This window comes from Streptomyces sp. NPDC059037, from assembly GCF_042740015.1.
Lineage (GTDB): Bacteria > Actinomycetota > Actinomycetes > Streptomycetales > Streptomycetaceae > Streptomyces.
In genome coordinates, this window is sequence record NZ_JBHYIG010000095.1 from 1 (window position 1) to 18,348 (window position 18,348).

Sequence of the window (18,348 nt, forward strand, 5' to 3'; positions counted from 1 at the left end):
GCGGGGGACCGTTTTTTTTATAAAGCCCCACCCCCCCCCCTGACCCCCCCCGCGCCAGCGCCCGGGGGCCGCGGGTCCCCGGGGGCCCCGCTGTTCTGTCCGTGTCAGCCCCGTGGCCAGTGGTCGCGCGCCATGAGGGCGAGCCACTCCTTGTCGGGGCGCCCCGGCACGGTCTTGCCCTGCCGCTCCCAGGAGTCCTGAAGGGAGGTGTAGATGGGATCCGGAACTCGGCGTTCCGGGGAATTCCTGCTCGCTGGAATCAGGCCTTGACGATTCCATCGCATCGTGAAGTCAGTCATATCCCCTCGCCATCGACGGGCGTGTGTCGAGCAATCTGTTCCAACTGTTCCAGTTTCGGAAACCGGTGAAACCGCGGTGCTTAGGGCGAACGAGTTGTTCTTCGTGCGTGCCGCGAAGGTGCCGCACCGGTCAACGCGGACAAGATCGCTCTCGCGGCAAGGTTCGGAACCGCCAAAGCATTTCCGCGCCCTGTTCAACGCATCGATGTTTTCGGCGACATGAGGAATCGTCCGAATGAGGGACGGGGTACGAATATCCTGCTGATGGGGACGGACGGCCGCGGCATCAATTCCTACGCCGAGATCCCGCGTACCGCGACGAGTCCACGGGCACGGAGCGCTCACCACCGTGCCGATCGAAGGCTTCAACCACCGCGGCTGCCCCGAGCCCCCGGCCTCCGTGTGGGGGTGACACGCCGGGGGTAGGGGGTCGGCGTGATTGAACTCGCCGAGATGATCGCGCAGTTACGTGGGGAACTCGCCACGGCCATGGCGGCGGCCGAGCACGAGGAACTGCGCTTCGAACTGGGGGCCGTGGAGCTGGAGGCGGAGTTCGCCGTCCAGCGGGCCGATACGGCGGACGGCAGGATCCGCTTCTGGGTCGTCGAGGCAGGTGCCTCCGCCCAGCAGACGGCAAGCAACACCCACCGGGTCCACCTCACCCTGCAGCCGCGCGTCCGCGCCACGGGAGAACCGCCCTACGTCGCGGGTGACCAGACCCCGCGCGAGCGCTGAGCCGGGCCGCCGCCATGCCGCAGTCAGCGGGTCTTGAAGCGGCGCGCGTCGCCGAAGTGCTGGTGAGCAGGCCGGGCGGGCAGCCCGGAAGGCGCGGGTCCGGATACCGCGTGGGGAACGGATGCGTACTGACCGCCGCGCATGTGGTCGCCGGTCCCGTGACGTCGGTGCGGGTGCGCTTCGACGCCGATCTGGCGGGGGAGTGGAGCGCCGACGTACGCGTCGTGCTCATCGCCGAAGCCGTGGACATCGCGCTCCTCGAGATCGTGGGCGCACCGGAGGGGGCCACGGTCGAACACCCGCGATACGAAGGTGTTCCCAAGGCCGATGTGGTGCTGAGCTTCAGTGCGCTCGGCTTTCCCCGCTTCAAGCTGCGCAACGACAGCATGCGGCTCCTCGATGACGGCTCGCCCAGCCAGTACCGCGACTCCTGCCACCTCACGGGGACCATCTCCGTTCTCTCCAACCGCCGCGAGGGCACACTCGAACTGGCCGTCCTCGCGCCGGGCACCGACCCCGAACAGGGCCGCTCCCCCTGGGAGGGGATGTCCGGCGCGGCGGTGTGGTGCGAGGGCGCGATCGTCGGTGTGGTCAGCGCCCATCACCGCGGGGAGGGGAACGGCCGTCTCACGGCCAGCCGGGTCGAGCGGTGGTACGACACGCTGTCCTCCGCCGATCTCGCGCAGCTCCACCACTACGCGGGGCTGCCCCTGCGTGAGACGAGCGGGTCCACCGTGGTGCAGGGGCCGCCGGCGCCGGTGAGCCTTGTCGGGCTTCCCGCCGATCTGCCGCTGCAGGAACTCATGGGACTGGTCGACGCGTTGGTGGAAATTCCGGCACTCCGTGACACCAATGGGCTGCATCTGGTGCTCGCCAGCATCAGCTCGGAGATCGCCGCCAACCGGCCACGTGACCCGCGGCTCAGAATGGACATCTACGGCATCGTGCACACCTGTCTGCGTTACCGGGGCACGCTCGATCAGCTTCTCGAGGCCGTGCGTCTGGTGGAAGGGCCGTCGTCGGAAGTGGCCCGGATGGACCGCGAGGCGGCTCAACTGGCCGAGCAATACTGCTGACTTGATGTCGGGGGCGGCTCGGATGCGGGGTTTCGCGGCGTGCCCTGCTGGGTCATCATGAGGGGGAAAGGGACAGCGCATGCACGGAATCGCGGGAGGGGACTTGGCAGCCGTGGAGCAATCGATGCCTGCCGTCGAGTCCGATCTCGTGGATCTCTCGGGGGTTTCTCTTGAAGCGCTGCGTTCCATGGACGGCAGTGCCATCGCGGAGTCGCTCGACTCGCTGCTGCACCACATCGACGAGGCCCGGGCCATCACGATGTCGTACGGAGGGCCGTCCCGTTTCGACTGACGGGACCGTCGCCGCGCCGTGGCGGACGGCCCATGCCGGTTAGGCCTGCGGGATCGGGGCAGCTGCCGGTTCACCGGCTCTCGGCAGCCGGATTCGACGCCCTCGCGCGGGGTGACGGCGGCAAGGCGGTGGTCGAGGAGCTCCTCGCCGCCGAGCGGAGCCGCCGCATGCTGCTGCTTCGGGCGCTCCATGACGGTCTTTCCGGGGGCGGCCTTTCCGGGGGCGGCGCGTCGCCCGCCGCGGGTGGGGACACGATCTCGTACCGCGATGCATGGGCCCTGCTCGAGCGTGCACAGGGGCGGGCGCCGGACGTCTTCGAGGACATCCTGATGTCTCCGCATACGGGGATGTGGCTGTCCCTGGCGCTGCGCCGGCTCAGGGGTGTGCCCGCCGAGGACGCGCCGCTGTGGGCGGTGGTGGGGCATCTGTCTGCGCTGGCCGCCGCAGCGGGGGCGCGGGCCGGACTCGACTTCTCGATCACCGTGCCGGTCCGCCGTGGCGTCGCGTTCCTGCCGACCCTGGGGTGTGCGGAACTTGAGGGCGCGGAGCCGTGGGGCACGGCTCAAGTCGTCGCGCGGGACGGGCAGGTGCGGATCTCCGGGGCGCTGGGTGCTGTGGAGGTCCCGTCGGGGGCTGCTCGGGGCGGGCCGGGGTGGCACTCAGTGCGCCGACTTGAGCTCGGGGTGACGGAGCCTCAGAAGTGGCTGTCCCTGGAGGAGTTGGATCCCTATCGGACGTTTCCCCGCCCCACCGAACCGGTGCTGCTGTCCGCCGCCGACGCACGGACGTGGGAGGGCGTGCTCGCCGACGCCTGGGAGGTGCTGCTCCGGGACGAGCCGGAGACCGCGGAGGCCATGCGGGTCGGGCTGAAGTCGGTGACACCGACGCCGGCGAGAGAAAGGTTCCGGCCGCACAGCGTGACCGCCGGGGACGCCTTCGGGGGCGTGATGGCGTCACTTCCGGACGATGCCGCACAGCTCGCCGCGACGCTGGTGCACGAGTTCCAGCACATCAAGCTGGGCGGTCTGATGCGGCTGCGGCCGCTGAACCTGAACGGGCCCGAGCCGTCCGAAGAGCTGTTCTACGCTCCGTGGCGTGACGATCCGCGCCCGCTGGGCGGACTGCTGCAGGGGATCTACGCCTTCGCGGGAGTCACCCGCTTCTGGCGGGCCCATCGGCACTCCGCCGACGCCGGGCGAGCCCCGCTCGCGCACTTCGAGTTCGCGCTGTGGCGCTCCCAAGTGACGTCCACGGTCCGCCTCGTACGGACGCACGAAGGGCTGACCCCGCTGGGGCGTCGCGTCCTGGAGGTCCTCGGCGAGCGCTGTGCGCGGTGGATGGGCGATGACGTGCCGTCCGCCGAGTTGGAGCTGGCCCAGGAGGTGGCCGCCGACCACCGGGCCCGCTGGCGGGCGCACCATCTGCGGCCGCCCGCCTCGGCCGTGGAGGAAGCGGTGCTCGCCTGGCAGCGCGGGGACGAAGTGCCTCCGGCGGCTCTCGCGGGCGAGCCCGTTCTCGTACCGGACACGGAGAGCCGCTTCCTGGACACCGCGGCCGTCCTGGCCAGGCACCGGCTCAGCGGCGCCGACCGGGACATGTACGGAGTCGAGGGCGCCGACGAGGCCGACGTACTCCTGTGCCGCGGCGAACGGGCCGAGGCGCGGGACGCCTTCACCGCCCGTCTGACGGGCAAGGGCGCCCCGCTGGGCGCCTGGGTCGGTCTGGGGCGTGCCCTTGCCGGTGCGGCGGCCCACAGGGATGCCGCGCGGCTGCTGCGGCGCTTCCCGGAGCGGGCCTGCGCCGTGCAGAGCGCGCTGGAGAACGCCACCGGGCAGGGTGCCGATCCGGTGCGGCTCGCGGGGTGGTTGGGGCGTGCGGGGCTTTAGCGCCTGAAGGACCGCGGGGCGGGTGGTGCCCGCCCCGCTCATGGCCTCCGGCGTCGCTACAGCGGCACCGGGTCGATGTCGCAGTTGGCGCGCTGTCCCGCCTTGGCCTGCAAGGTGGCCGGGTGCGGAGTGGCCGGCTCGGAGAGCAGCCGGGGTGCGTCGAGCACGCGCTCCATCCGCGCCAGGGTGTCGGCCCGCAGCGGGGTGCCCTCGGCCTCCTCGCCCAGCTCGATGAGGTCCATCGCGAGGTTCCCCGCACACGCCAGCGTGGTCGGGTGGTCGTCGCCGAGGACGGCACGGCAGAGTTCGAGCGTCTGCCGGCCGATCGCACGTGCCTCGCGGTGGTTGCCGAGCGCCGCCAGGTCACTGGCCAGGTTGATGGCGGTGGCCAGGACGATCGGGTGGGACTGGCCGAGCCGTTCGGTGAGCGAGGACAGCGCGGCCTCGTCAAGACGGCGGGCCTCCTCGGGCTGGCCCAGGAGCCGCAGCGTGACGGCGAGGTCGACGTCCGCGGCCAGGACGTGCGGGTGCTGCGGGGCGAAGACGTTGCGGTACTCCTGGCAGGCCTTCACGCCGCGCTCGCGTGCCGCGTTCAGGTCGCCGTTCTGGCGCAGCGCCACCGACAGGGTCAGGGCGGCGATCAGCGACGAGGGGTGGGTGTCGCCGTAGCGCCGGGTGAACTTCGAGTACGCCTCGGTGGCGAGCTCAAGGGCCTGGGTGTGGTCGCCCGCCTTGCGGCACGCCTCGCTGAGCTGGCGCACCGTGCCGATCGTCGCGGGATTGCCGCGGCCGAAGACATCGCGGTAGGCGTCCAGGACGGCCTGCTGGCGTGCGCGTGCTCCTACGTAGTCACCTGTTTCGCGTACGTCGATGGCTACGTTGCTCTCCGTCATCAGCGTCCGCTGGTGGTCCTGGCCCAGGACACGCAGGCGCAGTGCCAGGGTGTGCTCGTCCAGTTCGAGGGCCTTACGGAATTCGCCGGCCTGGCGCAGGCTCGTGCCGAGGTTGTGGGCGGCCTCCAGGGTGGTGGGGTCCTCCTCGCCGAAGGCGACGCGGGCCCGCTCGTACACCGTGGCGTCCAGTTGGGCTCCGGCGGCGAACTCGCCCTCGACGCGGCGCACGGCCGCTTCCAGGTTGATCGCGGCGAGCGCGTCCTCGCGGGTGTCCTCGCGGCCTTCGGGGGCGGTGCGTTCGTAGATCTCCTTGAGCTTGGCGACCAAGTCGACGGCTTCGCGGTGGCGGCCGAGGACCCAGTAGATGTAGCAGAGCCACTGCCCCATGAGGAGCGTCTGCTGGTCCTCCTCGCCGAAGACGGTCTGCCAGGTCTCCCAGGCCTGCTCGGAGAAGTCGAGCGACACCTCGTGGTCGCCCCAGTAGTAGAGATACCGGGCGATGTTCATGACGAGCTGACGCACCCAGGGCTGATCGGACTTGATGGCGTCAGAGGCGATGACGTGACCGTAGAGCTCCGCGTAACGCGGCCAGTTGGCGGCGGCGTTGGGTGCCTTCGGGTCAGCGGCGGCCAGCAGAGTGTGGGCGCCATGGCGCATACGGGACTGCTCCTCGGGGGTCATGCGGTTGTTCAGGACGAGCTGAACCAGGCGGTGCATTTCGATCGAGTTCGTACGGTGGTCGATGCGTGCGAGGGAGTAGCGGTTCACCTCCCTTATGGCTCGCGCCAGGCGCATCGGGTCGTTCAGTGTCGCGTCGAGCTCGGGGAAAATGCTGCTGTTTCCGAGCCCGGAGAAAATGGAACGTGAAATCGGGTCCGGCGCGAAGTAGGAGCAGAGCTGCAACAGGCGCAGGGCCGAGGGGCTGCGGGTCTCCAAATGGTCCAACGAGACGTTCCAGGCGGCGGCGACCGGCAGTTGGTAGTCCGGCGGCGGGGCGACCTCGAGGAGTTCCGTGCGCTTGTTCTCGAAGAGCCGCAGATATTCGGATGCGGGCATTCCCGTCTCCGCGCGCCAGGCCGCGGCCTGTTCCAGGGCGAGCGGCAGGTCTCCCAGCGCCTCGGCCAGCTGATCGGCCTCTTCGTCCTGGAGCGGCGGCCCCGAGTGGCGCAGGAGTTCCTTGCTCTCCTCGCGGGTGAAGACGTCCACTTCGAGGGAGCCGCCGACGAGCCCCCACCGCCTGTTTCGGGAGGTCACCAGGATCGTGCCGTTGCCTCCGGTGGGGAAGTAATGGCGTACCTGCTCGGGGTTGTCGGCATTGTCGAAGATGAGCAGCCAGCGGGAGAAAGGACGGCCCTCGCGCAGTGCCTCACGCACCGCGGGACCGGCGATGTTCGCCTCGGTGCTGGTCTCCAGACCCAGGCGTCCGGCCAGTTCCACCAGCGCCTGGCCGATCTGTCCTGGCCGTTCGGAGGGAATCCACCAAACGATGTCGTATTCACCCTGATGGCGATATGCGTACTCGATGGCCAGCTGGGTCTTGCCCACTCCGCCCATGCCGTGAATCGCCTCGGGAAGCACGGTCGTCGTGCCTTCCCGCAAGCGCTCGCCGAGCAGTTCGAGCAGCTCTGTGCGGCCGGTGAAATTGGGGTTGCGTGGCGGTAGATTTCCCCAGACGCGCGGCTGTGATGTGCGGTCCCCCTCTACCGTTTGCTGGGGCGTAGTCGACATCACCGATGCTCCTTCGGAATCGGGCCGAGAGACAGGGGTTCCACCGCTTTTCTCCAGGCTGACTGCGTAGCGACGATCGTGCCAGCCAAGTACCCCTGCGAGCAGGGCGGCGCGCTGCATAAAGCGTCCGGAGAGTGCCCTCAGCGCGGCTAATTCGACGCGGAGGAAACCGATATTGCGGCTGTTCACCCGAGGCATGGCCAAGGTGTCCAGGGGTTCTGCGGGCGAGGGCAGGAGGGCGGCCGCTGCTGTGCCGTCCCTTGCCAATAAGGCGCGTACGTCGTGCAGAATCCGTGCCGTGTCGCTGCGGCGGCCCAGTGCGAGCAGCTCCTCGCGAACGTTGGGGGCGAAGGAGAACGTCACATCCGTCACTTCGTCGCCTTGTGCCCCGCTGGGCCGGACGAGTCCGCTCATCAGCAGTTCCGACGCGTGCACGGGGCCCGCTCCCGGTGTGGTCTCCAGGACCTTGCGGATGAGCGGAAGACTGAGGGGAGCGGCGGATAAGCGGGTGGCGAGGGTGAAGGCCGTGGGCGACGCTCCGGCCCGGAAGTCCGATACGCGTTCCGCCGCCGGCACCGTGCTGTGCGGGTCGGGAACGTCGTCCGTCCAGGGCAGGGCGCGCGCTGCGTCGGGCCTGCGCTTCCACTCCCGCGCACGGACGGCGGTCATTTCCAGCCATGGCGACTCGGGGCCCATGACGAGGTGCGTCCAGGCCTCTGCCCAGCGGTTGGTCAGTGCCAGGACCGGTACGAGGACCGCGTCCGACTCGACGTCCGGCTCGTCCGGGTCGCGTGACTCCACCGGGGCCTCGCGCAGCTCCCATTCCAGCTCGCTGTTGGCGGCCCAGGGGCGGGCGGCGCGCAGCCGGAACCGGGAGACGTCGAGCCCCGTGCGGTACCAGAGCTGCTGGGGGAGCACATGGACCACGGCGGCCGGACACATGCGCCCCCAGGCGCGCAGCAGGGGCATGACGGCGCCCGAACGCCATGCGGCGCCGAGCCCGTCGGTCACCACGAGAATCACCCGGCGCGGGTCGTCGGTTGCGCCCCCGAGCGGTTCCTCGGGGCGCAGCCTGGCCGGGTCCGTCTCGTCGGTGCCGAGCAGTCGCAGTACGCGTACGCGCGAGAAGTCCCCCGCGCGGTTCAGCTCACCGATCAGTTCGCCGACGGCCTGGTCCCAGACGCGCATCGTCACATGGGTGTCGATGACGAGGATCGCTTCCGCGCGCTCCTGTCTGCCCGACCGGCCGGGGTCGGACTGCCCGAGCCTGCCGAGGACGGACGCGGCTTCACGACGTGCCCGCGTAGCCGGTCCTTGCCGCTGCCCATCGTCATCGTTCCGCATATGCGCCCTCAAGGCGTGGTGGTGACGCTGACAGTTGTGCGGAGTCCCGCAGAGCACGGGCGTGCGTGACATCCACACGCGAAGCGTGGCAGTGCGCCCGCACTGCAAGCAAGGGGGTACGGCGGCATGGGCCGGGGCGCACGGAAAACATGCTAGGAGACGTCCTTCTGGGGCTTCCGGCGTGAAACAGCCGCACGGCAGCGGAGTCTTGCCGGTTCACGGCGCGGCACCCCCTCTCGCCGGGTGCGGGAGGTTCAGGGACATGTGGCCGGTGATCCCGTTCAAGTCGTCACCGGCGCACGGTCGGGGCCGGGCGGCCCGGGTCTGCGTTCCGGATCGTCGAGCAGGATCGCCAGGTGGCGTCCCACGTGGTTGTCCCAGCCCTCGGGGCCCAGCGCCAGAGCCTCCTTGCGCCAATTTCCGGCGCGGTTGAGGAGCCCGGAGAGCCCTCGGTCCTGGACCAGGTCGGCGACCGCTTCCCTGAAGGCCGGATCGCCGCAGTCGCCTCGATGCCAGATCATCGCGGGGACGCCCGCCCGCAGGCCCGCCATGAACTCCTGGTGACTGGAACGGGAGTCGGTGCCCGGTGGCTGGCTCAGGACCAGACAGACCGCGTGGTCGTCCTCCTTCAGTTCGCGCTCCAGGTGGAAGTGCGACTGCTCGGGCTGCTTCCAGTAGGGGTGGCTCTCGGCGGGCCGCTCCTTGAGCTGCCGCCATTTGTTGTGCCAGGGGCGGTGCCAGGCCGCCTTGCGCAGGCGCTCGAAACTGCGCACGAGTACGGAGTAGTCCATCACCAGTGGGGTCGGGGACAGGGTGGAGGACTCCTTGTGCCACCACTCCACCGGCTCCCCAAGGAGTTCCCACGGGAGGATGAATTCCAGGACGACCGGCTGCCTCAGGTCCGACCAGCGCTCCTCGGTCTGCTCGATGAGCGTCTCCACTTCGGCGGGCAGATCGTCGCGGTGCAGATGGAGGGTCTCGCCGGGGACCGGATGCCAGCCTTCCGCGTCGGACTGCCGCCAGTGGGAGAGGAAATAGCGGTCCGGATCCACTCCGTCGGGCTCGAACTGGATCATCAGATACGCGGGCACCATAGGAGGCTGTGGTGCGTGCTGGTCGACGACACCGCGCTGCCAGTCGGCCATCTTCTCCTCGAGGCCCCAGGCGCGGGCCTGCCCGCGGTTCCAGCGACGCAGGTCCTCGGCTGCCTCCATGTTCCCTTCCTCCACGAGCCGGTCGGCGGCAAGGGCCAGGAACGCCATGCTCACGGGGAGTTCCTTCGCAGCGGAGTTGCCGCCGGCCAGCCGTAGGAAGACTGCCCATCCCGTGTCGCACCACGCGGGCAGCTCCTGGGTGCGTGAGCGGCTCGCGCGCCGGGCCAGGGCGGCCAGTGCGGAAGTGGAGCGGATCTCCCGCAGGACCGGCTGCAGCGGATGCAGGTCGGCACCGTCGAAGAAGTCCACGGCCTCCCATTCGTCCACCAGGCGCAGCAGCGACGAAATGGCGGAAGACCGCTGCTCCAGATACCCCAGGCAGCGGACGAGGCACGGCAGCCCGTCGGGGATCTGAGCGCAGTGCTCCACCAGGCGCAGCAGCCAGGGCCGCAGCGCTTCACTGCGCAGGGGTTCAACCGGCGAGCTCAGTTCCTTGTTGAGCATGCTCACCCAGAGGTCCGCGCTGTTCCCCTGCCGTACCGTGCTCGATTCCTGCAGTACGTCGACGATGTCGGCGACCAATTCGTTGCGAACCCTCGCAGGGCTGCGTTCCACCCCCGTGACCTCCCGATCGCCACCAGCAGCCAGCGCTGTCGTATCGATGGTGCCGACAAGCGTACGACCACAGTTGCGCGCATGGCAGGTCTCCGGCCATCACCGGGGGGAACCGTTGGTCATTTGTTGCCCGCCGCCGACCTCATCCGTCAGATGCCGTCAACTGCCGCCACAGTGAACGGAGTTGTCGGAGTGCCGGGTCCCATCGGGCCGCCCTTGTCGAACTGCGAGCGGACCACCAGGGTGCGTCCGTGCGACCGGACCAGGGTGGTCGGGATCTGGAGTGCCTCGTCCGTGACGCGGCGTTCCAGGCGGGCCGCCGCCCCGCCGTCCGTCAGGCGCCAGCGGGTGATGGAGTTGGTCGTGTTGTGTACGGCCCACAGGGTGCTGCCGCGCAGTTCCAGACCGTCGCCGTTGGTCAAGTCCCCGCCGTGCAGGGTGACTTTGCGGATCTCGCCGGATGCCGTGTCGACGCGGTAGAGGTCGCCGCCGGTCATGTCGACGGTGAACAGGCGGCGGCCCGTGGGGTCGGTGGGGTCGGCCACGAGGCCGTTGAGGGTGAAGGTGCCGGCCGGCTGCGGCTCCAGGGCGCCGCTCAGGTCGAGGTGTGCGGTGAGCTCGCCGCGTCGTCCTTCGTGCCGGGCGGTCTTCTCCAACTGGGCAGGTGTGACGCGGTAGATGACGGCACGGAAGCTGTCGGTCAGATAGGCGGTGCCGTCCGCCGCGATGGTCACGTCATTGACCATGCGGGGCTCGCCGCCCGGCGTGCCCGGAACGTCGAAGCGGGCGATGAGAGCGCGGCTGCGCAGGTCGTACACCGCGACTCCGGCCGTCGAGTCGGTCACCCACAGCCGCCCGGAACGGTCCACCTTCAGGCCGTTGGCGGTCTTGCGGCCGTCGGTTCCCGCGGGCAGGAACACTTCGGCCGCCCGCTTGCCCGGCGTCGCCTTGTAGACGGCTCCCGTCGCGTACGAGCCGACGTAGACGTCGCCGGTGCGGGGGTCGGCGGCGATGCCCTCGGGATAGGCGCGGTCGCCGGGCAGCTCGTAGGCCGTGGAGACATGTGCGTGGTGCTGGGTCGGGGAGCTCTGGGTGTTGGTTGTGCGCGGCGGCGGCGGCGGTCCGGTCTTGGCGGTGGCCGTGGGCAGGAGCGGGGTGGCGGCCAGGGCGGTCAGCGTCGCGGCGATGGTCAGGGAGCTGCGGTACCTCTTCGCGTTGGGCATGAACACGAAACTAAGTTAGAGCTCTAATGCTCGTCAAGGTTCGAATTTTGATGAGAGGTATCGCCTTTCGTATGGCCATTACGATGCGGAGATGACCTCCTTGCCCGCGTCCGATCGCCTCGGTTCCCACATCAAGCGGGCCGAGCGGGCCCTCAACGCGGCCAAGCACGCGGCGCTGAAGCCGGCGGGGCTGACCGTTCCGCAGTACGCGGCGCTGCTCTACCTCAGCGAGAAGCCCGGCATCTCCGCCGCCGCCCTTGCCCGGCTGTGCGGGGTGACGCCGCCGACCATGAACACGGTCCTGAAGAACCTCCAGGAGCGCGGCCTCATCGAGCGCACCCCTCACGAGTGGCACCGCAATGTCCTGGAGACCCGCCTCACCGAGGAGGGCGAGTCGGTCATGGCGCAGGCGGACGGCGCGGCGGTGCGGGTCGAGCGGGCGCTGGCCGCCGAGTTCACCGAGGAGGAGCGGGCGGCCCTTGTCGGCCTGCTCGGCCGGTGCGCCGCCCTGCTCGACTCGGTGCGGTCCGACCAGTGACCCGGCCGGGGACGTGTCCGGCGCTCAGTCGGTGACGGTCAGTTCGCTCAGCTCCGGTGCCTTCTCGGGCGCCTGGACCGTGAGGCGTACGTAGCGGACCGGCCGCGTGCCCGGGGAGTGCCACGAGCGGCCGTCCGCCGATGTCTCGACCCGGTGGCGGGCCGGCTTGACCGCCCACTTCAGAGTGACCGTGCCGACCTTCGTCCTTCGCCCCAGGTCCACCGTCAGGGATGACTTGTCCGCGGTGGGCGACCAGGCCGTGACGCGGTTGCCGTCCACGGCGGCGGCCGCGTACAGACCGGGGTCTTCGGAGGTGGCCTTCGCAGGGCGGCAGCGGGCCAGGTCCGCCGTCGGCGTCAGGTCGGGACGGCGGGTCTTCAGGACCGCGGGGGCGTTCTCGGCGACCGTGACGCGGCCCTTCGGGGTGTCGATGGTGAAGGGCCGGCCCGAAGCGAGCCGGACCGTCGTCTCCTTGGGGCCGATCGCGATGTCGTACGTGCGTCCCCGCCAGTGCGCCCCGCGCACGGTCACACCGCTCTTGAGCTGCGGGGGAAGCGTCGGATCGAGCTCTACGGAGTCCTCGCGCAGGCGCAGCCCCGTCAGGCCGTGCGTGAAGACCTGCAGGAAGCCGCCCTTCCCGGTGAGGAAGTCCTGCGCGGGGGAGCCCGCGAGCGCGTCGCCCGCGCCCGCCTTCTCGCCGCGCGACTCCGAGAACAGGGCGAACGGGCCGCGCATGAAGGGGCGTACGGACCGCTGCAGGAAGGTGTACGCCGAGCAGCCCGGCGCACCGATGGCGGCCGCGTCGATCGCGTGCACGGAGTCCGTCATCGCGGGCCCGTCGGGATCGGTGCGCGCGCTGTAGTAGTCGAGGGTCGCGGCCGCGGCGCCCTTGGGCATCGGCCAGTCCAGCGGGTACGTCAGGAGCACGGTGTCGGCCTGCTTGATGGTCGATCCCTTGTAACCCGCGTACTGGAGATAGATCTTGCGCTTCGGGTCGTACGGGATCCGGATGCGGTCGGCGGTCCTGGCCCAGGCCGCAGGGGCGGTCTCGCCGAGCACACGGGCCGCGCGGACGGCCGAGCGCAGGGCGGTGGCGGCGACCGCGTTCGTGTAGACGCCGTCCGTCACGCCGTTGCTGTACTCGTCCGGACCCGCGACGTTCTGGATTGAATGACTGCCGTCTTCATTGGAAGTGGTGCGCGACGTCCAGTACGCGGCGATGCCCTTCAGGAGCGGCCAGCCTCGCGAGCGGAGCCAGGCGCGGTCGCCGGTCGCGAGGTAGTACTGCCAGGCGGCCAGCGCGATGTCGCCCTGGAGGTGGTTCTGCTGGACGCAGTGGGGTGGATACCAGCTCTGGCACTCCGACCACAGGGCGCCGCGGCTCGCGCTCGTCCAGGGGTAGAAGAGGCCCTTCACGGCGGTCTTCGCAGCGTTGTCGCGGGCTGCCTCGCTGGTGGCGTTGCGGTACTCCAGGACGGGGCGGGCGAGTTCGGGGCGGAACGCGAGCAGCGCCGGGTACATCCAGGTCTCGGCGTCCCAGAAGATCATGCCCGCGTAGTTGTCGCTGGTCAGACCGGCGGGCGCGATGCTGTCGCGGGCGCCGCGGCGGGTGGACGACAGGAGCCCGTACTGGGCCGAACGCGCCCAGAGTTGGAGATCGGGCCGCCCGGGGATCTCGATGCCGGACGACCACAGCTGCCGCCAGGCCGCGGTGTGCGCGGCGAAGAGCGCGGGCCAGCCGAGCCCGGCCGCGCGCAGCGACGCGGCGCGGGCGTCGCTGTGCGGGGCGCGCGAGGTGAGGGCGGTGTCGACGCCGACGTACTTGGTGACGTCGTAGGTGGCGCCGTCGTGGACGGGGAAGGCGGCGGACTGGCTGACGCCCAACTTCCCTGCCGGGCGCGCCTGACGGGCCCGGCGGGCCTCTCCAGGGGCCACCAGAGTGGACGCCACCGCGCCGTCCGTACGGGTGCCGTCCGTGCGGAAGGTGACGTCCATGGTGCGCTCCCCGCTGGCGCCGCCGCCCGTCTGCGCCATGCGGCGTGCGCCCCGGCCGTCGATGCGGTCGGTGACCTGTGTGTCGCCGGTCCAGTGGGGGGTGAGTCGCAGGCGTACGGCGCCGGTGTGGGCGTGCTCGCGGTCGGCCAGGACGTCGTACGTCAGGTCGGTGCGGCGGCCGTCGGCGGTGGTCCAGGTGAGCGAGGTCCGGACGAAGCCGCAGCGCAGGTGCAAGGTCTGCCGGTAGTCCGATACGCGGCTGCCGGGTCCGTACGTCTCGCCGCCCACGGTGACGTCGAGCGCCGTCCAGGCGGGCAGGGCGGCGATGGCCTCGCGTCCCGCGGTGCTGCGGGGCCCGCGCGCGTAGAGGCCCGCCGCGAAGGCGCCGTCGTACCGGGGTGTGTAGAGGGGCCAGCCGGTCTTCTGGTCCTTGACGGGCGCGGAGTAGCCGGCTCCGGCGGGCGGGACGCGGGTGCCGAGGTAGCCGTTGCCCACGTAGGGGGCGTACGTGTCCTTCGGAGAGGTGCGTTTCGTGGTGGAGGGCGCCCAGCCGGCTGTGGGCGCGCAGTCGGCCGGAGGGCGTGGCTGGTCGGCCTGCGCGGCCGGTACGGGAGTGGACGCGGCGACGAGGGCTGCGGCCAGGAGCGTGGCGGTGCGGAGGGTCACAGGGCGACGATGCGCGGGCGCGCCGCCCGAAGTGGGGTGGCGCGCCTCTGGGTCCCACGGGTGGGCGCCTGGCCGCCGGGCGGGGTTTGCACGTCCGTCCTGATCTCAAACTGAGGCGGGTCCTGGTTTCAAACTGAGACGAGTCCTGATCTCGAACCGAGACGAGTCCTGATCTCGAACCGAGACGAGTCCTGATCTCGAACCGAGGCGAGTCCCGATTTCAAACTGAGGCGAGTCCCGATTTCAAACCCGCCCCGCACAGCGGGACCACGGCCGTCCGCTCGCCCAGTGCCCCGTCCCGTACGGCGGCCCAGCACGCCACCCCGGTCGCCTCGACGTACAACCCCCGCCCCGCCAAGTCGAGTTGGGCGGCCGCGATCTGGGCCTCCGTCGCCGTCAGGAACGCACTGCCGGATCCGCGGACCGTCCGCAGGATCTGCCGGGCGCGGGGCGGCTGCGGAATCGCGATGCCCTCGGCGAACGTGGGCACCATCGGGGTGTTGCCCAGGGGCTCGTCGGCGCCCGCGCGCCATGCCTCGGCCAGCGGGGCGACCGCCGCGGCCTGCACGGCGTACAGCGTGGGCGCCTTCGCGATCAGCCCCGCGGAGTGCAGCTCCCGCACCGCGAGCGCGGCCCCCAGGAGCAGCGTGCCGTTGCCCACGGGCACGACCAGGGCGTCGGGCAGCCGGCCGCCCAGGTCCTCCCACAGCTCCAGGACGTACGTCTTGGTGCCGTGCAGGAAGTACGGGTTGTACACGTGGGAGGCGTAGAACGTGCCGGGTTCGTCGGCGGCCTCGCGGGCCGTCAGGGCCGTCTGCTCGCGGCCCCCGTGGACGATTTCGAGCCGCGCCCCGTGCGCGCCGATCTGCTCCAGCTTCTTCGGCGACGTGCCGGCCGGGACGTAGACCGTGCAGGGCAGTCCGGCCCGCGCGCAGTAGGCGGCGATCGCCGTGCCCGCGTTGCCGCTGCTGTCGGCGATCACCCGGTCCGGGCCGAGCCGCGCCGCGAGCGCGGCGAGCATGACCGCGCCGCGGTCCTTGAAGGAGAGCGTCGGCATCAGGAAGTCGAGCTTGGCCGAAATCCCGCCATCCAGCGGTACGAGCGGCGTGCGGCCCTCGCCGAGCGAGAAATCGGGGGCGGGCAGCGGCAGGGATTCCGCGTACCGCCACAGTGAATTGACCCTTCCGGCAAGGGACTTCAGCGGGCCGGGATTGGGGGAGAAGTCCAGGTCCAGGGGGCCGCGGCAGACGGGGCAGCACCAGGCGAGGGTGCCCGGGGGGACGCGGGTGCCGTCGGTGGGACAGAAATAATCCGGCAATGCTGTCATGTGGGCAGGCTAGTTGTGACAGTTGGGGCCGTTGTGTCATGGCGGGTGCGTGGCGGTCGTGTTACGTCCGGTCCTGACCCTTGTGGGATTCCTATGGATCCGCCAATCTTTCGTCCCGACGAAGGCGAGAGCGGGTGCCGTCGGCCCCATGGTTTGACATGTTCCTGCCGTTTGCCTCCGTGCGTGTGGGCACCACCAGCACCAATCCCCCACCAGCGCACCACCTATTGAGGAGGACCCCTCAGATGGCAGTGATGCGTCATACCCGCCGAAGACTGGCAGGGATCAGCGCGACAGCGGTCGCGGCTCTCGCCCTCGGCGTCGTCTCCGCCCTCCCCGCGGCCGCGCAGCCGGGCCAGGCGGAAGGCACGATCGAGAACGCCGGCGCGCCCGGCACGATAGCGGGCAGCTACATCGTCAGCCTCGACGAGGACGCCGCGAAGGCGGACTCCAAGGCGGGCAAGGCACTGGCCAAGGAGTACGGCGCCGACATCAAGCGCACGTACAAGGAGGCCCTCAACGGCTATGCGGTCGAGCTCTCCGCCGCCCAGGCCAAGAAGTTCGCCGCGGACCCGGCGGTCGAATCCGTCGTGCAGAACCGGACGTTCACGGTCGACGGCACCCAGCCCAACCCGCCGTCCTGGGGCCTGGACCGCATCGACCAGAAGACGCTCCCGCTGAACAACTCCTACACCTACCCGGACACCGCAGGCGAGGGCGTCACCGCGTACGTCATCGACACCGGAGTCCGCATCAGCCACAGCGACTTCGGCGGCCGTGCCTCGTACGGCTATGACGCGATCGACAACGACAACACCGCACAGGACGGCCACGGCCACGGCACGCATGTCGCGGGCACGGTCGCGGGCGGTGCCTACGGAGTCGCCAAGAAGGCGAAGGTCGTCGGCGTCCGCGTCCTGAACAACCAGGGTTCCGGCACCACCGCGCAGGTCGTCGCCGGCATCGACTGGGTCACCCGGAACGCGGTCAAGCCGGCCGTCGCGAACATGTCGCTCGGCGGCGGCGCCGACAGCGCCCTGGACACGGCCGTACGCAACGCCGTCGCGTCCGGCATCACCTTCGCCGTCGCGGCGGGCAACGAGAGCGTCGACGCCTCGACCCGCTCTCCCGCGCGCGTGGCCGAGGCCATCACGGTCGGCGCCACCACGAGCACGGACGCCAAGGCGAGCTACTCCAACTACGGCACCATCCTCGACCTGTTCGCGCCCGGCTCGTCCATCACCTCGGCCTGGAACACCAGCGACACGGCGACGAACACCATCTCCGGTACGTCGATGGCGTCCCCGCACACCGCGGGTGCCGCGGCGCTCTACCTCGCGGACAACCGCACGGCGACCCCGGCGCAGGTGTCCGCGGCGCTGGTCGCCGCGTCCTCCACGGGCGTTGTCACCAGCCCCGGATCGGGCTCGCCGAACCGCCTCCTGAACGTGGGCGCCGGCTCGACGAACCCTCCGGGTCCCAAGTTTGAAAACACGACCGACTTCGCGATCAGTGACCACTCCACCGTCGAGTCGCCGGTCACCGTGAGCGGTGTGGCGGGCAGGGCTCCCGCCGCCCTGAGCGTGCCGGTCGCCATCAAGCACACCTACGTAGGTGACCTCCAGGTGCAGCTGATCGCGCCCGACGGCACCGCGTACACGCTGAAGGGCTACGGCACCGGCGGCAGCTCGGACGACATCAACACCACCTACACGGTGAACGCGTCGTCCGAGACGGCCAATGGCACGTGGAAGCTGCGCGTGAGCGACAACGCGGCGCAGGACGTCGGGAAGATCGACTCCTGGGGGCTGCAGTTCTAGGCAGTAGTTCCAGGCGTCAGTTGCAGGCCTGAGGCCGTGAACTGCCTTGCTCCTGTTGATCCTCGTCCTCGCGGTACGGCTCCGGGTCGGTGACTCGGCCTGCCGCGAGGACGAGGCCGCGCACTATTGTGCTGCATGTCCGCATTTCATCCCCCGTCTGTGTCCCGCATACGATGCGAAGCTCCCGCATCGACCGACCCACCCGAACCAGGAGCACGGTACTCGTGGACATACCCCCGCCGCCCGACCTCGGTGGCCGCCCTCCGCAGCAGCATGGGCAGGGGGTCTACGGGCCGCCTCCGCAGGCCCCGTACCCGGGCGTGCACGGCGGGCCCCAGGTCCCGTATCAGCGGTGGCCGGGCGCGTACTCGCCGTACTCCCGCCCGCCGGTCAACGGTTTCGCGATCGCCTCGCTCGTGCTCGGCATCCTCTGCTTCCTGCCCGCCGTCGGCCTGATCCTCGGCCTGGTCGCGCTCGCGCAGATCTCGAAGAAGGGCGAGCGCGGCAAGGGGATGGCGATCGCGGGCAGCATCCTCTCCGTCGTCGGCATCGTGCTTCTGGTGCTCGCCGTCGTCACCGGGGGCGCGCGGGACTTCGTGGAGGGCTTCAAGGAGGCCGCGCGCGAGTCCCGGAACTCCTCCGCGTTCCCCATCGACAAGGGCGAGTGCTTCAACGTCCCCGACAGCGATCTCGAAGGCGCGCACGCCCGGCGCCGGGTGGCGCCAGTGGGCGCGTGGGGGCGGGGCCGCCGGGGCCG

General features: G+C 70.4%; 13 protein-coding genes. 7 read left to right on the top strand and 6 right to left on the bottom strand.

Going from position 1 to position 18,348, the window contains the following annotated elements:
- Positions 1 to 104: 104 nt before the first annotated feature.
- Complete coding sequence (locus tag ACFWY6_RS20690; RefSeq protein ID WP_384692285.1) at positions 105 to 299, bottom strand: hypothetical protein; 195 nt, start codon at positions 297 to 299, stop codon at positions 105 to 107.
- A 435-nt stretch (positions 300 to 734) separates the two neighbouring features.
- Between ACFWY6_RS20690 and ACFWY6_RS20695 the strand changes: the two genes are divergently transcribed.
- The 4 genes from ACFWY6_RS20695 to ACFWY6_RS20710 all read left to right on the top strand — a co-directional run bounded on the left by ACFWY6_RS20695 (position 735) and on the right by ACFWY6_RS20710 (position 4,288).
- On the top strand, positions 735 to 1,034 hold the full coding sequence (locus ACFWY6_RS20695; RefSeq protein ID WP_384692288.1) for a trypco2 family protein: 300 nt from the start codon (positions 735 to 737) through the stop codon (positions 1,032 to 1,034).
- A gap of 14 nt (positions 1,035 to 1,048) precedes the next feature.
- Positions 1,049 to 2,110 (top strand): trypsin-like peptidase domain-containing protein, encoded by a 1,062-nt coding sequence (locus tag ACFWY6_RS20700; RefSeq protein WP_384692291.1) that lies wholly within the window; start codon positions 1,049 to 1,051, stop codon positions 2,108 to 2,110.
- Positions 2,111 to 2,234: 124 nt separating this feature from the next.
- Positions 2,235 to 2,402 carry a hypothetical protein gene (locus tag ACFWY6_RS20705; protein WP_266870481.1) on the top strand — a complete coding sequence of 56 codons (168 nt, stop codon included), beginning with the start codon at positions 2,235 to 2,237 and terminating at the stop codon, positions 2,400 to 2,402.
- Between the two features lie 32 nt (positions 2,403 to 2,434).
- Positions 2,435 to 4,288: an HEXXH motif domain-containing protein gene (locus ACFWY6_RS20710; RefSeq protein ID WP_384692294.1), complete on the top strand. Its 1,854-nt coding sequence runs from the start codon at positions 2,435 to 2,437 to the stop codon at positions 4,286 to 4,288.
- 56 nt (positions 4,289 to 4,344) lie between these two features.
- On the opposite strand, the gene fxsT is transcribed toward ACFWY6_RS20710, so the two are convergent.
- From fxsT to ACFWY6_RS20725, 3 genes are all read right to left on the bottom strand, one after another.
- Positions 4,345 to 8,253 carry an FxSxx-COOH system tetratricopeptide repeat protein gene (gene fxsT / locus ACFWY6_RS20715; RefSeq protein ID WP_384692297.1) on the bottom strand — a complete coding sequence of 1,303 codons (3,909 nt, stop codon included), beginning with the start codon at positions 8,251 to 8,253 and terminating at the stop codon, positions 4,345 to 4,347.
- A gap of 281 nt (positions 8,254 to 8,534) precedes the next feature.
- Complete coding sequence (locus ACFWY6_RS20720) at positions 8,535 to 10,022, bottom strand: hypothetical protein (RefSeq protein WP_384692299.1); 1,488 nt, start codon at positions 10,020 to 10,022, stop codon at positions 8,535 to 8,537.
- A 149-nt stretch (positions 10,023 to 10,171) separates the two neighbouring features.
- On the bottom strand, positions 10,172 to 11,245 hold the full coding sequence (locus tag ACFWY6_RS20725) for an SMP-30/gluconolactonase/LRE family protein (protein WP_384692301.1): 1,074 nt from the start codon (positions 11,243 to 11,245) through the stop codon (positions 10,172 to 10,174).
- Positions 11,246 to 11,336: 91 nt separating this feature from the next.
- Here ACFWY6_RS20725 and ACFWY6_RS20730 point away from each other — a divergent pair, with 91 nt between their 5' ends.
- Entirely contained in the window at positions 11,337 to 11,783 is a 447-nt protein-coding gene (locus tag ACFWY6_RS20730; RefSeq protein ID WP_384692304.1) for a MarR family winged helix-turn-helix transcriptional regulator, read from the top strand.
- A gap of 24 nt (positions 11,784 to 11,807) precedes the next feature.
- Here the strand turns inward: ACFWY6_RS20730 and ACFWY6_RS20735 are convergent, their stop codons facing one another.
- Together ACFWY6_RS20735 and ACFWY6_RS20740 are read right to left on the bottom strand one after the other, a co-directional pair.
- On the bottom strand, positions 11,808 to 14,444 hold the full coding sequence (locus ACFWY6_RS20735) for a discoidin domain-containing protein (protein WP_384692307.1): 2,637 nt from the start codon (positions 14,442 to 14,444) through the stop codon (positions 11,808 to 11,810).
- A 220-nt stretch (positions 14,445 to 14,664) separates the two neighbouring features.
- The gene (locus ACFWY6_RS20740) at positions 14,665 to 15,771 is read right to left on the bottom strand and encodes a threonine synthase (protein ID WP_384692310.1); all 1,107 of its coding nucleotides are present in this window, start codon (positions 15,769 to 15,771) and stop codon (positions 14,665 to 14,667) included.
- Positions 15,772 to 16,016: 245 nt separating this feature from the next.
- On the opposite strand from ACFWY6_RS20740, the gene ACFWY6_RS20745 reads away from it, so the two are divergent.
- Both ACFWY6_RS20745 and ACFWY6_RS20750 read left to right on the top strand, forming a co-directional pair.
- A complete protein-coding gene (locus ACFWY6_RS20745; protein WP_384692313.1) occupies positions 16,017 to 17,591 on the top strand; it encodes a S8 family serine peptidase in 1,575 nt (524 codons plus the stop codon).
- 224 nt (positions 17,592 to 17,815) lie between these two features.
- Positions 17,816 to 18,348: DUF4190 domain-containing protein (locus ACFWY6_RS20750; RefSeq protein WP_384692315.1), on the top strand; the 533-nt coding region annotated here is incomplete at its 3' end.

Excerpts from the sequence above, each read along its gene's own strand:
- ACFWY6_RS20690 (WP_384692285.1), bottom strand. The coding sequence starts at position 299 with ATGACTGACTTCACGATGCGATGGAATCGTCAAGGCCTGATTCCAGCG.
- ACFWY6_RS20745 (WP_384692313.1), top strand. The coding sequence starts at position 16,017 with ATGGCAGTGATGCGTCATACCCGCCGAAGACTGGCAGGGATCAGCGCG.
- ACFWY6_RS20705 (WP_266870481.1), top strand. The coding sequence starts at position 2,235 with ATGCCTGCCGTCGAGTCCGATCTCGTGGATCTCTCGGGGGTTTCTCTT.
- ACFWY6_RS20730 (WP_384692304.1), top strand. The coding sequence starts at position 11,337 with ATGACCTCCTTGCCCGCGTCCGATCGCCTCGGTTCCCACATCAAGCGG.
- fxsT (WP_384692297.1), bottom strand. The coding sequence starts at position 8,253 with ATGCGGAACGATGACGATGGGCAGCGGCAAGGACCGGCTACGCGGGCA.
- ACFWY6_RS20700 (WP_384692291.1), top strand. The coding sequence starts at position 1,049 with ATGCCGCAGTCAGCGGGTCTTGAAGCGGCGCGCGTCGCCGAAGTGCTG.
- ACFWY6_RS20740 (WP_384692310.1), bottom strand. The coding sequence starts at position 15,771 with ATGACAGCATTGCCGGATTATTTCTGTCCCACCGACGGCACCCGCGTC.
- ACFWY6_RS20725 (WP_384692301.1), bottom strand. The coding sequence starts at position 11,245 with ATGCCCAACGCGAAGAGGTACCGCAGCTCCCTGACCATCGCCGCGACG.
- ACFWY6_RS20710 (WP_384692294.1), top strand. The coding sequence starts at position 2,435 with ATGCCGGTTAGGCCTGCGGGATCGGGGCAGCTGCCGGTTCACCGGCTC.